Source organism: Bradyrhizobium sp. 21 (assembly GCF_023073335.1).
Lineage (GTDB): Bacteria > Pseudomonadota > Alphaproteobacteria > Rhizobiales > Xanthobacteraceae > Bradyrhizobium.
The window spans coordinates 828,666-841,418 of sequence record NZ_JADPJG010000002.1 but is presented as its reverse complement, the minus strand read 5'-3'; the positions used below and the strand labels follow the sequence as shown (position 1 = coordinate 841,418).

Sequence of the window (12,753 nt, the reverse complement as noted above, 5' to 3'; positions counted from 1 at the left end):
TTCGCAGGCGAACCGCGCATGCATGCGAGCCAGCACATCACATTCGTTCCGCTGGCGGAGGCCGCAGCCGCCAAACTCGGCGATCTCACACCGTTCCGCGCCATCGTGGTCGATGTCGCCGCACTGATCGACAAGGGCGACCTCCCAGGCGCCAAGACCCGGATCAAGGATCTCGAGACCAAATGGGACGAGGCCGAAGCCGGATTGAAGCCGCGCGCGGCAGCCGACTGGCACACCGTGGACAAGGCGATCGATCGCGCGCTGGAAGCGCTGCGCGCGGGCACGCCGGATGCCGCGAAATGCAAACAGGCGGTCGCCGATCTGCTCTCGGTCATGGATGGCGCTGCGAAATCCTGATGCTACCACGACCCCAAGCCTGAAGCGTCAGTCGCTGACCGCGGTCCGCGACTGACGCAGTGAAGAGGACAATATGCAAGATTATACCAAGAGCAGCATAGTCAGCGAGAGCAAGGTCCCGGAGGTCACCCTCGGCTTCTGGATCATCAAGATCGCCGCCACAACTTTAGGCGAGACCGGTGGCGACACCGTCACGATGACGTTGAACTGGGGTTACCTCGCAGGGACATGCCTGTTCCTGGTCGCCATGATCGTCCTGATCGCCGCACAAATCCGCGCGCCAAGATTCCAGCCGGCGCTGTACTGGGCGGCCATCGTCGCCTCGACCACCTTCGGCACGACGATGGCCGACTTCGCCGACCGCTCGCTCGGCATCGGCTATACCGGCGGCTCGACGCTGCTGCTCACCTGCCTCGTGCTGGTGCTCGGCCTCTGGTATCGCGCGGAGGGAACGATCGCGGTTAACAGCGTCAGCACACCGCGGGTCGAGGCCTTCTATTGGGCGGCGATCACCTTCTCGCAGACGCTGGGCACCGCGCTCGGCGACTGGATCGCCGACACCGGCGACATGGGCTACCGCGGAGGCGCGCTGATCTTTGCGGCCGGGCTGGCTGTCATCGCCGCGCTTCATTTCTGGACTCGCGTTTCACGCGTCACGCTGTTCTGGGCGGCCTTCATCCTGACACGTCCGCTGGGCGCCACCGTCGGCGACTTCCTCGACAAGCCGCTCGATCATGGTGGGCTGGCCCTGAGCCGGCCGTTGGCATCCGCCGTGATTGCGGCGTTCATGGTGGCCTGCCTGCTGCTGATCCCGCAGCGCGCGGGGCTGCATCGCGAGGCGGCCGAGCAAACCTGAGCAGGCGAAATGCCTGGACGCTAGCGGATGATCGTCGTCAGCGACGAGTAACGCCTGTTCGGCTTGGCCTCGCCTGGCGCGAATTGCGCGAACGCCTCGCTGACGCGAACGGCCGGCGGCGTGTCGCCGGCGAAACGGAATTCCTTCGGCCGCGGCGCGTAGAAGCTGGCGCTGTAATAGGTGTCGTCGAAGCGCGCCTCGCCGACCCCGAACACTGCGTCGCACGCGAACAGGAGCGCGTAGACTCCCGCGACCGCGACGACGACCTCCCTGAGAACTGACATGCTGATGCCCCACCCTGTTGAGATGAGGATGCACGTAGGTTCCCAAGCCGGGGTTTAAGGCTGCGTGGTACTTCTCCGCAGGGTTTGCCGCTGCTGAGCGGAATGCAGACAATTTTATCGATCTCGAAAAAGAGCCCGCCTGACCGGGCGGGTCAGGCGGGCTCCAGGCTTGGCCGCTCGGGAGGTATCAGACGGCCAGATTCATCCAGATAGCCTTGGGCTCGGTGAAATTGTCGAGCGCAGCACTGCCGTGCTCGCGGCCGAGGCCGGAGTCGCGCTCGCCGCCCCAGGGCAGGCGCACGTCGGTGTAGCCATAGGTGTTCATCCAGACCGTGCCCGCGCGCGCCCGCTTGGCGAAGCGCTGCAGCTTGCCGATGTCGCGGCTCCAGACGCCGGCGGCGAGGCTGTAGGCCGTGCCGTTAGCGATCCGTAAAGCCTCGGCCTCATCCCTGAACTTGATGACGCTGACGACGGGGCCAAATATCTCCTCCTGCGAGATCCGCATCTCGTGTTCGACATTTGCGAACACCGCGGGGCTGATGAAGTAGCCGCGATCGCCGACACGTTCGCCCCCGGTGACGAGGCTCGCCCCTTCCTTGCGGCCGATATCGACATAGTCGAGGATCGATTTCATCTGCTTCTCGGAGATCACAGGCCCGAGCACCGTTTTGCGATCGAGCGGGTCACCGATCCTAAGCGATTTCGCGCGCGCCGCGATCCGCTCCACGACCTCGTCATAAACTTTCTCCTGCACCAGCACGCGGGAGCCGGCCGAGCAGACCTGGCCTGCATTGAAGAAGATGCCGGAGGCCGCCGCTTTGGAAGCCGCTTCGAGATCGGCATCGTCAAAGATGACGTTGGCCGATTTGCCGCCGAGCTCGAGCGAGACGCGCTTGAAGGTGCCGGCAGCGCCCTTCATGATTCCGCGGCCCACGCCGGGCGAGCCGGTGAAGGTGACCTTGTCGACATCCGGGTGATTGACCAGCGCGTCGCCGACGACGCGGCCCGGCCCGGTGACGACGTTGAACACGCCCGCCGGCAGGCCCGCTTCCAGCGCAAGCTCGGCGATGCGCAACGCCGAGAGCGAGGTCAGCTCGGCCGGCTTCATCACGATGGTGCAGCCGCAGGCCAGCGCCGGCGCGAGTTTCCACATGCCGATCATCAGCGGGAAATTCCACGGCACGATCGCGGCGACCACGCCGACCGGCTCGCGCACGGTGTAGGTCAGGGCATCGTCGCGCACGGGCACCACGTCGCCGCTGATCTTGTCGGCCCAGCCGGCGTAATAGATCAGCGTGTCGACGGCGGCCGGAAAATCCTGGCGCGTCGTCGCCGAGATCGGCTTGCCGGCATCGATCGACTCGAGCTCGATGATTTCTTCCGCGTGCTGCTTGAGCAAGTCCGCCCAGCGCAGCAGGATCTGGCCGCGCTCGGAGGCGCGCATCGTGCGCCACGGGCCTTCGAAGGCCCGGCGGGCGGCGGCCACCGCATGCTCGACATCGGCCTCGTTGCCTTCGGCGACGGTGGCGATGACCTGGCCTGTGGCCGGATTGAGGGATTTGAAGGTGCGGCCGGAGCTGGCGGGGACACGGCGGCCGTCGATGAGCAGATGCTGCGGCCGGGCCATGAATTCGGTGGCCGGCGAATGCCCAAAGTCATATGCAACAGACATCATATTTCCTCCGTTTCTGGTATACCAGACTAGGCGCGTAACGGCCGGAGTAAATATGATATGATGTGCCGATAGGCGCCCCTAAATAGGAACTAGACTTCATAAGGATAGCCCATGCTGCTGATCGAGATCGAGGCGGTTTGGCGGTTTCGGCGGGAGGGCAGTCCACGCACGGCGGTGGTCATGCTCGGCATTCTCAATGAAATCCGGAAGACCGGGAAAATCTCCAGCGCGGCCAGCGACGCGCACCTCTCCTATCGCCATGTCTGGAATCTGATCGAGCAATGGTCGGAGTTCTTCGGCGCGCCTCTGGTCGAAACCCGGCGCGGCAAGGGCACCAAGCTGACTGCGTTCGGGGAACGGCTGGTGTGGGCGGGCGAGCGCATGCAGGCGCGACTTGGCCCGCAGCTCGAAAACCTTGCGCAGGAACTGGCGAGCGAGATCAAGCCGTTCCTCGAACAGCGGCCTTCGGTGATCCGCGTCCACGCCAGCCACGGCTTTGCGGTGGCAAAACTGCGCGAATTCCTCGACCGCGAACCCGGCATTGGCGTCGATTTACGCTATGTCAACAACCAGCATTCGCTGATCTCGCTGGCGCAAGGTGCCTGCGATCTCTCCGGCCTGCATCTGCCGCACGGCGCGCTGCGGGCCCAGGGTATCAAGGCGGCCCGCGAATGGCTCGATCCGCGCGAGGATCGCATCATCAGCTTTGTCACGCGCGAGATGGGGCTGATGGTTGCGCGCGGCAATCCGCTGCGTATCGCGTCGCTCGGCGATCTCACCAGACCCAACGTCCGCTTCGTCAACCGCGACCATGATTCCGGCACGCGCCTGCTGTTCGACCAGTTGCTCGCCGTCAACAACATCGACGAGAGCAGGATCAACGGCGCGCAGCAGATCGAATTCACCCACGCCGCGGTCGCAGCCTATGTCGCAAGCGGCATGGCGGATGCGAGCTTTGGCGTCGAGGCAGCCGCGCGGCATTTCGGCCTCGATTTCATCCGCATCCTCACCGAGGATTATTTCTTCGTCTGCAAGCGCGCCTTTCTCGATACCACACCGATGCAGCGCATCCTCGAGATCATGCGCAGCGCCGATTTTCGCGCCGCCATCGCAACCCTGCCCGGCTACGTGCCGTCGGACACCGGCACCGTGACCGGCGTAAAGGCGTTTCTGGCGATGCACGCCGTGCGGTGATGGCGCACGATCCGCTCGCCTTGTCCGCGATGGGCAAGAGTGGCATTCTCGGCTGCAACCATCCGAGAGACTTCATCATGTCGCGCGCGAGCGTCAAATCGCTGCCCCAGTTGAGCGTTCGGATCGACCTCGACGGCGAGGATCGGATCGGACCCGGCAAGATCGAGCTTCTGGAGCAGATCCGGGATCAAGGCTCCGGCTGCCGGCCGCGCCATGGACATGTCCTACAAGCGCGCCTGGGATCTCGTCGACGAGATCAACCGCATCTGCGGACATGCCGCGGTCGAGCCGCAGGCCGGCGGCAAGAACGGCGGCGGCGCGATGCTGACCTCATTCGGCGAGGGGCTGGTCGCACGCTATCGCAAGATCGAGCGCAACGCCGCGCGCGCCGTGCGCAAGGAGCTGGAAGCGCTCAGAAGCGACATCGCCCGGCCGCGCAAATCCTGAACGAGACGTGCCTTACGATGAACGGCTGCTGCGCGGCCCAAACGGACATGCCCGGTTGCCGAGTTACCGAAAACACCGCCCGTTAATTCTCTCATGATCAGGTGGGGTTTTGAAGATGCGATTATGCCGGGTTAGCCGGCTAAAGCTGTCCCGGAGCCCAGACCATGGAACCCTCGCCGCCTGCCCCCGGACAGCCTAACACGGTCACGCTTTCCGAACTCCTCGGCGCCCTCAGCCACGCGCTTGATCTGACCGAGGGACAGCCGGCCGGACATTGCGTGCGATGCAGCCGTATCGGCGTCGAGATCGGCAAGGACATCGAGCTTGCTGAAGACGAGATTACCGAGCTGTACTACGTGCTGCTGCTGAAAGATCTCGGCTGCAGCAGCAATGCGGCCCGCATCTGCGAGCTCTATCTGACCGATGATCTCTCCTTCAAGCAGGACTTCAAGTTGATCGACGGCAGCCTGCCGCAGGCGCTGCGCTTCGTGCTCAGCCATACAGGCCTGAAGGCCGGGCTTGCCGAACGCTTCCGCGCGATCGTCAACATCTTCCAGAACGGCGGCGAGATCGCGCGCGAGCTGATCGAGACGCGCTGCCATCGCGGCGCGGATATCGCCCGCAAGATGCGTTTCTCCGAGGCGGTTGCCGAGGGCATCAAGAATCTCGACGAGCATTGGGATGGAGGCGGCAAGCCTCTCGGTGTGTGCGGACCGGCCATCCCGATCTATTCGCGCATTGCCCTGCTGGCACAGGTGATCGACGTGTTCCATGTCGCAAACGGGCCCGAGGCCGCGCTTCGCGAAGCGCAAAACCGGTCGGGGACCTGGTTCGATCCCGACCTGGTCTCTGCCTTCGCGCGCATAGCGGCGCGGCCGGCGTTTTGGGACATGCTTCGCACCGAAGACGGGCATGGAGCCGCCGTTCTCCAAGCGCCAGAACAGGCGAGCATGCCGATCGATGAGGACTATCTCGACGACATCGCAACCGCCTTCGCCCAAGTCGTGGATTCCAAGAGCCCGTACACCGCCGGCCACAGCGAGCGCGTAACGCTGTTTAGCGACATGATCGCCGAGCAATTGAAGTTCAGTGCCGAGCAGCGACGCCGGCTCAAGCGTGCGGCGCTGCTGCACGACATCGGCAAGCTCGGCGTCAGCAACGCCATCCTCGACAAACCGGGCAAGCTCGACGACGCCGAATGGGAGACCATGCGGATGCATTCCGCGCATTCCGAGGCCATCCTGTCGCGCATCGGTGCATTCAGCGAACTCGCCCCGATCGCGGGTGCGCATCATGAGCGGCTGGACGGCAAGGGTTATCCGCGCGGCCTGACGGGAGACCAGATCTGCCTGGAAACCCGAATCCTCACGACTGCAGATATCTTCGATGCCCTCACTGCTGACCGTCCCTATCGCGCGGCGATGACGATGACAAAGGCCGTAGGCATCATGTCCGAAATGATCGGCACGCAGATCGACGCGGACTGTTTTGCAGCGCTTCGCCAAGCATTAGGACGTATCCACGGGACGCTGGCGGCCTGACGAGCCGGACAGCGGATCACATCAAGCAGGGTGTTCCGGATAATTGAGCGCCTCATCCTTCAGCGCCGATATCACCTGCTCGCCCTGCGCGGTCAGGCGATAGGCCACCAGCGGGCGGCTCGACGGCGGCTTGCGGTCGATCTCGACGATGTAGCCGCGCACCATCAGAGCTTCGAAGCTGCCATAATAGCCGTACATGCTGATCTGGTTCTGCTTGAGCAGCTTGAACTCGCGCAGGAGACGGATCTCGTTGCCGGAGAGCAGCGACCGCCGCACACGCTGGACGAACCGCGTGCGCTGCTCGAACCAGGCTTGATCAGGCAGTTCGTGCGAGACAGGCGCCGCGTCGCGTTCGCAGGGGCGCGCGTCCTCCGCAATTTCGACCGCGACCTGAGGCAGGCACGGCATGCTGCTGCCGACCGCGTCCTTCGCGACATCGAGCAAAGCGATCGGCCAGCGCCGCTTGTTGTCCACCATGACCGGCGGCGGCACGACATTGTCACGCACCAATTGCTCGAAGCGGCCGGCGGTCACGCCGACATAGGCCGCTGCGCGACGCCGATCGACCAGACGCGTGTCCCGCGCGACCTCGGGCTCGCAAACAATGTTCTCCACCCCAAAATCCCCTGGCGCCTCGTTGCGCAAGGCATGGCGTGTCCCGGTGGGACCGGCCAGCCGGCGGGGACCCTATGTGGAACGAGCGTCCTCGAAAAGCAGAGAATTTGGGACATGTTGCTGCCGTTTCGGCAACAGCTATAGTCCCCTCCCAGGGGTCCCATGCGCTTTCACTCACCCGCCATCCAGTACTTCCACGCCGTCCGCCGCACCGGCTCGATCCGGGCCGCCGCGCGCGTCCTGAACGTCGCCTCGTCGGCCGTCAGCCGCCAGATTCTCAAGCTCGAACAAGAGGTTGGATCGCCACTGTTCGAGCGCACGCCGCGCGGGCTGACGCTCACGACGGTAGGCGAGATGCTGGCCCGGCACGTCATGAATGTGCTCCAGGACCTCGACCGCTTCCGTTCCGACGTCGCGTCCCTGTCCGGTGCCTGGCACGGCACCGTGAGCATCGCCTGCATCGAGTCGCTCACGGAGTCGGTGCTGCCGGACCTGATCGCCTCACATCGCGGCCGGGCCCGGCGCGTCAATTTCAGCACCGAGGTGAAGGGATCGTCGGATGTGCTGGAGGCGCTGAGCCGCGGCGAGGCCGATATCGGCATCGCCATGGCGCTGCGGCATCCGCCGGACCTGCGGCAGGTCGCCTTGAAACGGTTTCGCCTCGGCGCGGTGGTCGCGCGCGAGCATCCGCTGGCGCGCCGCAAGACGGTCACGCTGGCGCAATGCCTCGCCTTCCCCGCCATCCACGCGCTGCCGGAGCTGTCGATCTATCATCTGCTCCAACCGCTGATCGCGCAGCTCTCCGAGACGCCGGAGCCTGCGATCCAGGCCAACTCGATCGACCTGATGCGCGAGCTCGCCGCGCGCGGCGTCGGCGTCGCCTTCCAGACCCAGCTCGGCATCGGCCGGCTGTCACGCGACAGCCAGCTCGTCTTCCTGCCGCTCGACAATGCCGGCAGCCCTGTTTGGTCCGACCTTGGCATCTACGTTCGCGCCGAGCGCACCTTGCCCGCCTACACGGACTCCTTCCTCCAGGAGCTGGTGCGCGAACTCGGCGAGCGCGAACGGCGGGAGAATGCGGCGTATCCGCCGATCGCGTGAGCCAGGGCTTAGTGACCGGCTTCCTTGTTGCGGTGGCCGGTCTCGCTGAGACGGTCGACCCAGGCGATGCCGATCGCGGAGATGATGAAGGTCAGATGGATCAGCACCTGCCACATCACGCCGCTCTCGGTGAAATTGCTGCGCGTCGTGCCGAGATTGCCCGCCTCGATGAAGGTCCTGAGCAGCGAGATCGAGGAGATGCCGATGATCGCCATCGCAAGCTTGATCTTGAGCACGCTGGCATTGACGTGGCTGAGCCATTCCGGCTCGTCCGGATGACCGCTCAGGTTCAGGCGCGAGACGAAGGTCTCGTAGCCGCCGACGATCACCATCACCAGCAGGTTCGAGATCATGACGACGTCGATCAGCCCGAGCACGACCAGCATGATCTGCTGCTCGCTGGCGTCGAAGGAGTGCACGACCAGGTGCCAGAGCTCTTTCAGGAACAGCAGCACATAGACGGCCTGCGCGACGATGAGGCCGACATAAAGCGGCACCTGCAGCCAGCGCGAGCCAAAGATGAGTTGGGCAAACGGGCCGATCTGCGGCGCCGGCGCGGTCTCCGCCGAAGGTGCTTTGGGTTCAGACGTCATGATCACTCCGGATGATAGACAGACGCGTTGCCTTACAGGCTCGCGATGACAGGGGCGAGCTCGAGCGAGCCGCGATAGATCATCTCGAAGGCAACGTAGACGATGATGGCGAGGCCGACATAGCCGATCCAGCGCTGCTTCTGGAGCACGCGGCCGAGCAGATCTGCGGCGACGCCCATCAGCGCGACCGACAGCAACAGGCCGAAGGCCAGGATGTAGGGATGCTCGCGCGCGGCGCCCGCGACGGCGAGCACGTTGTCGAGCGACATCGAGACATCGGCGGCGACGATCTGCGCCGCCGCCTGTCTGAAGGTCTTGCGCGGGCCAGGAACAGCGATCGCGCCGCCGCCATGGTTGAACGCGAACTCGTTCGCATGCGCGGCCTGCTCGCGCAGCTCCCGCCACATCTTCCAGCAGACCCAGAGCAGCAGCACGCCGCCGGCAAGCAGGAGGCCGATCACTTGCAGAAGCTGGGTCGCGACGCCGGCAAAGACGATGCGCAATGCGGTGGCCGCAATGATGCCGACGACGATGGCGCGCCGGCGCTGCTCGGCCGGCAGGCCGGCGGCGGCAAGGCCGATGACGACGGCGTTGTCGCCGGCGAGCACGAGGTCGATCAGGACGACCTGAAGCAGCGCGGTCAGCGCCTCGGTGGTGATGAATTCAATCATGATCGATCATTTTTTCGGTGCCGACGGATCGAGCCAGTGCGGCTTCTTCCGCTCGACCCAATCCAGGACCTTGGCGCGCGAGGAGCGCAGCGCCGGCACGTCTTCTGCGAGCAAGGCGAGGCCGAGCGGCAGCATCCAGATGCCGAGCACCGGCAGAAAGGAGAGCACGCCGCCGACAATGAGCAGCACGCCGGAGGGAATTCTCACCCAGCGGCTGGACGGCTTGAGCAGATAGGTGACGGTGTCGCCCATGCGCGGCGGCAGGCGACGGACGAGCTTGTCGAGACGTGGGTCGCCACCGGCCATCTGGCTGGTGGTGCCCCTGTTTCCTGTCGTACGCTCGTCCGACGCTGCGCTCATGCTCACTCCTTTGACGCGGCGCTGACCGCACTCGACGCCACCGGCTTTGCGCGCGGCAGCACCAGCGTCAGCAGGCGCAACAGCTTGATTGCCTGCACTTCATGGGGATGGACGTCCTCGTCCGCGGCCGCGACACGCTCCGAGAGTTCCAACAAGTGAGACGACAGCGGCAGGTCCGAGACCGGACGCAAATTGTCGATCACTACATTGGCGAAATCCGGCTCCTCGAGCCGTTCCGCCAACTCGTCGAACATCGTGTAGAGCCGGTCGTCCGGGATGTGCGGCGCCAGCTTGCGATCCCTGATGAAACGCACGACCTCGTCGCGTTCGACCGGCGAAACGCGCCGGTCGGCGACCGCAACCAGCGCGCCGACGATCACCAGCGCTACCGCAGCCTGCTCGTTCAGGCTGGACGGCTCGGTGATCTCGATTGCGATCGGATTTGAATGCTTGGCGTCAGACATCGGTTGCTCCCTTATCTTGCGAAATGACCGCACGGAGCAGCGATGGGGACGATTGGGTCGGAGAGACTCTCAAGAAGGCCCGACGATCGGCCGATCCATCGCATTCGCGCGGGACAGGTCATCCGACATCACGAGGTTTTGCCGACAGCGTCGGCGTCCTCGCCAGAGGGGCCCGGATTCTTGTTCCTTTCACACATAAAGGTGGGGCCGTCGGAATCAAGGCGACGAGGCTGCGACCAGCCGCCGCATCGGGTTCCGTGTATTACCCCACCCGCTCGACAAGATGCGCCCGCGAGGGCGACGGCTCGAACCTGTCGCCGAAATACTGCGTCTCGTGCGCCACCAAGCCGTCGCGGAACTCCATGATGCTCACCACGTAAGAGGGCACCCCGTCATAGTTCAGCACGAATTCGCTCACCCAGAGATCGTTACCGCCGACAATTCGCCGAACCGTGAAGCGCTTCTTGTTCGGCTGCACGAACCGGCTCTGCTGGATGTTGCTGCGACCGCGGATGCGCTCGCCGGACTGCGGATAGTCGAGCACCGCGTCCTCGCGATAGATATCGTGCTCGGCCTCGAAATCGTTCGCATCCGAGGCGTCCCAATGGCGCTGGAGCGCGGCCAGCTTGCCCTGATCATCCATCGTGATCTCCCGTTGTCCCGACTGCGTTCTCGTTACGCCATTTCAGATCGGCGTGCAGGCCGCCGGTGACAAGACTTGCTCGCAACCTCTAACAACGACTAACGAGCCAAAAACGCCCTCCGGATGCAAGGATGTGGCAGAGCCGCACAGAGAGATTGGGAACACGCAATGGCACGTCTGCTTTCGGTCAATGTCGGCCTGCCGCGCGACATCGCCTGGCAGGGTCGGACCGTCCACACCGGCATCTGGAAGGCACAGGTCACAGGTCCGCGCAGGGTGCGCCGGCTCAACATCGATGGCGACGGCCAGGGCGATACAGCCGGTCATGGCGGCGAACATCGTGCCGTATTCGTCTATCAGGACGAATCCTATCGATACTGGCAGGAGCATCTCGGTCGATCGAACCTCGTCCATGGCCAGTTCGGTGAAAACTTTACGGTCGAGGGCCTCGCCGACACCAACGTGTGCATCGGAGACCGCTACAGGATCGGCTCTGCCCTGTTCGAAGTGACGCAGCCGCGCGTCACCTGCTATCGGCTCGGCATTCGCATGGACGAGCCGGACATGGCAGCGCTGCTCGTCAGACACGGCCGGCCCGGATTCTATTTCCGTGTGATCGAGGAAGGCGACGTCGAGGCCGGTGACGAGATCAATCAGGTCGCAGCCGGGCCCGAGCGTATGAGCGTGTTCGAGATCAATGCGCTGCTCTACATGCCGCCGCATCCGCGCGAACGCCTGGAGCGCGCGCAGCGGATTCCGGCGCTGAGCCGCAGCTGGCAGCGATCCTTCGAGGCGCTGCTCGAGCAGCAGAATGACAATAAGACCGTGGGAAACGCCGGGCTTGGACCGTCGGCGAGCCCAGCTCCCGCCTGGCGCGGATTCCGCTCCTTTCGCGTGGCGCGCAAGATCGCGGAAAGCGGCAACGTGACGTCGCTGATCCTCGAACCCGCCGATGGACAGCCCGTAGCGGCCGCCCTGCCCGGTCAGTTCGTGGTCGTACGGCTCGGCCCGTCTGCGATGACGCGCAGCTATTCGCTGTCGCGCCGCACCGACGCCGCGTCCTACCGCATCAGCATCAAGCGGGAGACGCACGGCGCGGCCAGCCTCTATGTCGCCGACGAGCTCAAGACTGGCGACGTCATCGAGCTCGGCGCGCCACGCGGCAGTTTCACGCTACGACCGGCGGCCCGGCCCGTCGTCCTGCTGAGCGCGGGCATCGGCGTGACGCCGGTGCTCGCCATGCTCCACGCGCTCGCTGCGCAAGTCGCAACGCAAGACGTCTGGTGGCTGCACGGCACTCGCAACGGCCGCGAACATCCGTTCGCCGCCGAGGCGCGCGGGCTATTGGCGGGGCTCGCTCACCATCACAGCCATGTCTGCTTCAGCGTACCTGATCCGGCCGATCGTCCCGGAGTCGATTTCGACACCGCCGGACATCTGGACCGGCGCCTGCTCGAACAGCTCGATGTACCACATGACGGTGATTTCTATCTCTGCGGCCCCGCCGCCTTCATGAGCGATCTCACCGCCGGCCTCGCTGCATTGGGCGTCCCGCCCGATCGCATCCACACCGAGCTGTTCGGCAGCAAGCCATCGCTGACACCGGGCATCGCTGCTGCGCCTCCGACGCGCGCGCATGCGCCGGTCGGCACCCCCGGCCCCGGACCGATGGTTTCGTTCGCCCGCAGTGGCCTCAATGTCTGCTGGGGACCATCCTATGCCAGCCTGTTGGAGCTGGCCGAGGCGTGCGACGTTCCCGTGCGCTGGTCGTGCCGGACCGGCGTCTGCCACAATTGCGAGAGCGGGCTGATCGCGGGGGCGGTCAACTATGCGCCGGATCCGCTCGATCCACCGGCGGACGGCAACGTCCTGATCTGCTGCTCACGGCCCCAAAGCGATGTCGTGATTGATCTGTGAAAGTGGAGACTCATGATGCGAGACGGTGCCCCGGC

The 12,753-nt window shown here is 64.8% G+C and carries 14 protein-coding genes and 1 pseudogene; 7 read left to right on the top strand and 8 right to left on the bottom strand.

Going from position 1 to position 12,753, the window contains the following annotated elements; all coding sequences use genetic code 11:
• Positions 1–18: 18 nt before the first annotated feature.
• Both IVB31_RS03790 and IVB31_RS03785 read left to right on the top strand, forming a co-directional pair.
• Positions 19–357: a hypothetical protein gene (locus IVB31_RS03790; RefSeq protein WP_247319419.1), complete on the top strand. Its 339-nt coding sequence runs from the start codon at positions 19–21 to the stop codon at positions 355–357.
• A gap of 73 nt (positions 358–430) precedes the next feature.
• Complete coding sequence (locus IVB31_RS03785; RefSeq protein ID WP_247318673.1) at positions 431–1,213, top strand: hypothetical protein; 783 nt, start codon at positions 431–433, stop codon at positions 1,211–1,213.
• A gap of 20 nt (positions 1,214–1,233) precedes the next feature.
• Here the strand turns inward: IVB31_RS03785 and IVB31_RS03780 are convergent, their stop codons facing one another.
• Together IVB31_RS03780 and IVB31_RS03775 are read right to left on the bottom strand one after the other, a co-directional pair.
• On the bottom strand, positions 1,234–1,497 hold the full coding sequence (locus IVB31_RS03780) for a hypothetical protein (protein ID WP_247318670.1): 264 nt from the start codon (positions 1,495–1,497) through the stop codon (positions 1,234–1,236).
• 187 nt (positions 1,498–1,684) lie between these two features.
• Positions 1,685–3,169, bottom strand: coding sequence for an aldehyde dehydrogenase family protein (locus tag IVB31_RS03775; RefSeq protein ID WP_247319418.1), 1,485 nt, complete (start codon positions 3,167–3,169; stop codon positions 1,685–1,687).
• 114 nt (positions 3,170–3,283) lie between these two features.
• Between IVB31_RS03775 and IVB31_RS03770 the strand changes: the two genes are divergently transcribed.
• From IVB31_RS03770 to IVB31_RS03760, 3 genes and pseudogenes are all read left to right on the top strand, one after another.
• Positions 3,284–4,366 carry a substrate-binding domain-containing protein gene (locus tag IVB31_RS03770; RefSeq protein ID WP_247318667.1) on the top strand — a complete coding sequence of 361 codons (1,083 nt, stop codon included), beginning with the start codon at positions 3,284–3,286 and terminating at the stop codon, positions 4,364–4,366.
• Between the two features lie 77 nt (positions 4,367–4,443).
• Positions 4,444–4,813: pseudogene (locus IVB31_RS03765) on the top strand (winged helix-turn-helix domain-containing protein).
• Positions 4,814–4,977: 164 nt separating this feature from the next.
• A complete protein-coding gene (locus IVB31_RS03760; RefSeq protein WP_247318666.1) occupies positions 4,978–6,354 on the top strand; it encodes an HD-GYP domain-containing protein in 1,377 nt (458 codons plus the stop codon).
• A gap of 21 nt (positions 6,355–6,375) precedes the next feature.
• Here the strand turns inward: IVB31_RS03760 and IVB31_RS03755 are convergent, their stop codons facing one another.
• A complete protein-coding gene (locus IVB31_RS03755) occupies positions 6,376–6,969 on the bottom strand; it encodes a hypothetical protein (protein WP_247318662.1) in 594 nt (197 codons plus the stop codon).
• Between the two features lie 162 nt (positions 6,970–7,131).
• Between IVB31_RS03755 and IVB31_RS03750 the strand changes: the two genes are divergently transcribed.
• Positions 7,132–8,070: a LysR family transcriptional regulator gene (locus tag IVB31_RS03750; RefSeq protein WP_247318659.1), complete on the top strand. Its 939-nt coding sequence runs from the start codon at positions 7,132–7,134 to the stop codon at positions 8,068–8,070.
• Positions 8,071–8,078: 8 nt separating this feature from the next.
• Here IVB31_RS03750 and IVB31_RS03745 read toward each other — a convergent pair whose 3' ends face one another.
• From IVB31_RS03745 to IVB31_RS03725, 5 genes are all read right to left on the bottom strand, one after another.
• Entirely contained in the window at positions 8,079–8,663 is a 585-nt protein-coding gene (locus tag IVB31_RS03745; protein WP_247318656.1) for a TIGR00645 family protein, read from the bottom strand.
• A gap of 32 nt (positions 8,664–8,695) precedes the next feature.
• A complete protein-coding gene (locus IVB31_RS03740; protein WP_247318653.1) occupies positions 8,696–9,334 on the bottom strand; it encodes a TerC family protein in 639 nt (212 codons plus the stop codon).
• A gap of 6 nt (positions 9,335–9,340) precedes the next feature.
• Positions 9,341–9,694 carry a hypothetical protein gene (locus tag IVB31_RS03735; RefSeq protein WP_247318650.1) on the bottom strand — a complete coding sequence of 118 codons (354 nt, stop codon included), beginning with the start codon at positions 9,692–9,694 and terminating at the stop codon, positions 9,341–9,343.
• A gap of 2 nt (positions 9,695–9,696) precedes the next feature.
• Positions 9,697–10,158: a tellurite resistance TerB family protein gene (locus tag IVB31_RS03730; RefSeq protein WP_247318647.1), complete on the bottom strand. Its 462-nt coding sequence runs from the start codon at positions 10,156–10,158 to the stop codon at positions 9,697–9,699.
• Positions 10,159–10,420: 262 nt separating this feature from the next.
• The gene (locus IVB31_RS03725; protein WP_247318644.1) at positions 10,421–10,801 is read right to left on the bottom strand and encodes a nuclear transport factor 2 family protein; all 381 of its coding nucleotides are present in this window, start codon (positions 10,799–10,801) and stop codon (positions 10,421–10,423) included.
• 168 nt (positions 10,802–10,969) lie between these two features.
• Here IVB31_RS03725 and IVB31_RS03720 point away from each other — a divergent pair, with 168 nt between their 5' ends.
• Positions 10,970–12,718 carry an MOSC and FAD-binding oxidoreductase domain-containing protein gene (locus tag IVB31_RS03720; protein WP_247318640.1) on the top strand — a complete coding sequence of 583 codons (1,749 nt, stop codon included), beginning with the start codon at positions 10,970–10,972 and terminating at the stop codon, positions 12,716–12,718.
• The last annotated feature ends 35 nt before the right edge of the window (positions 12,719–12,753 follow it).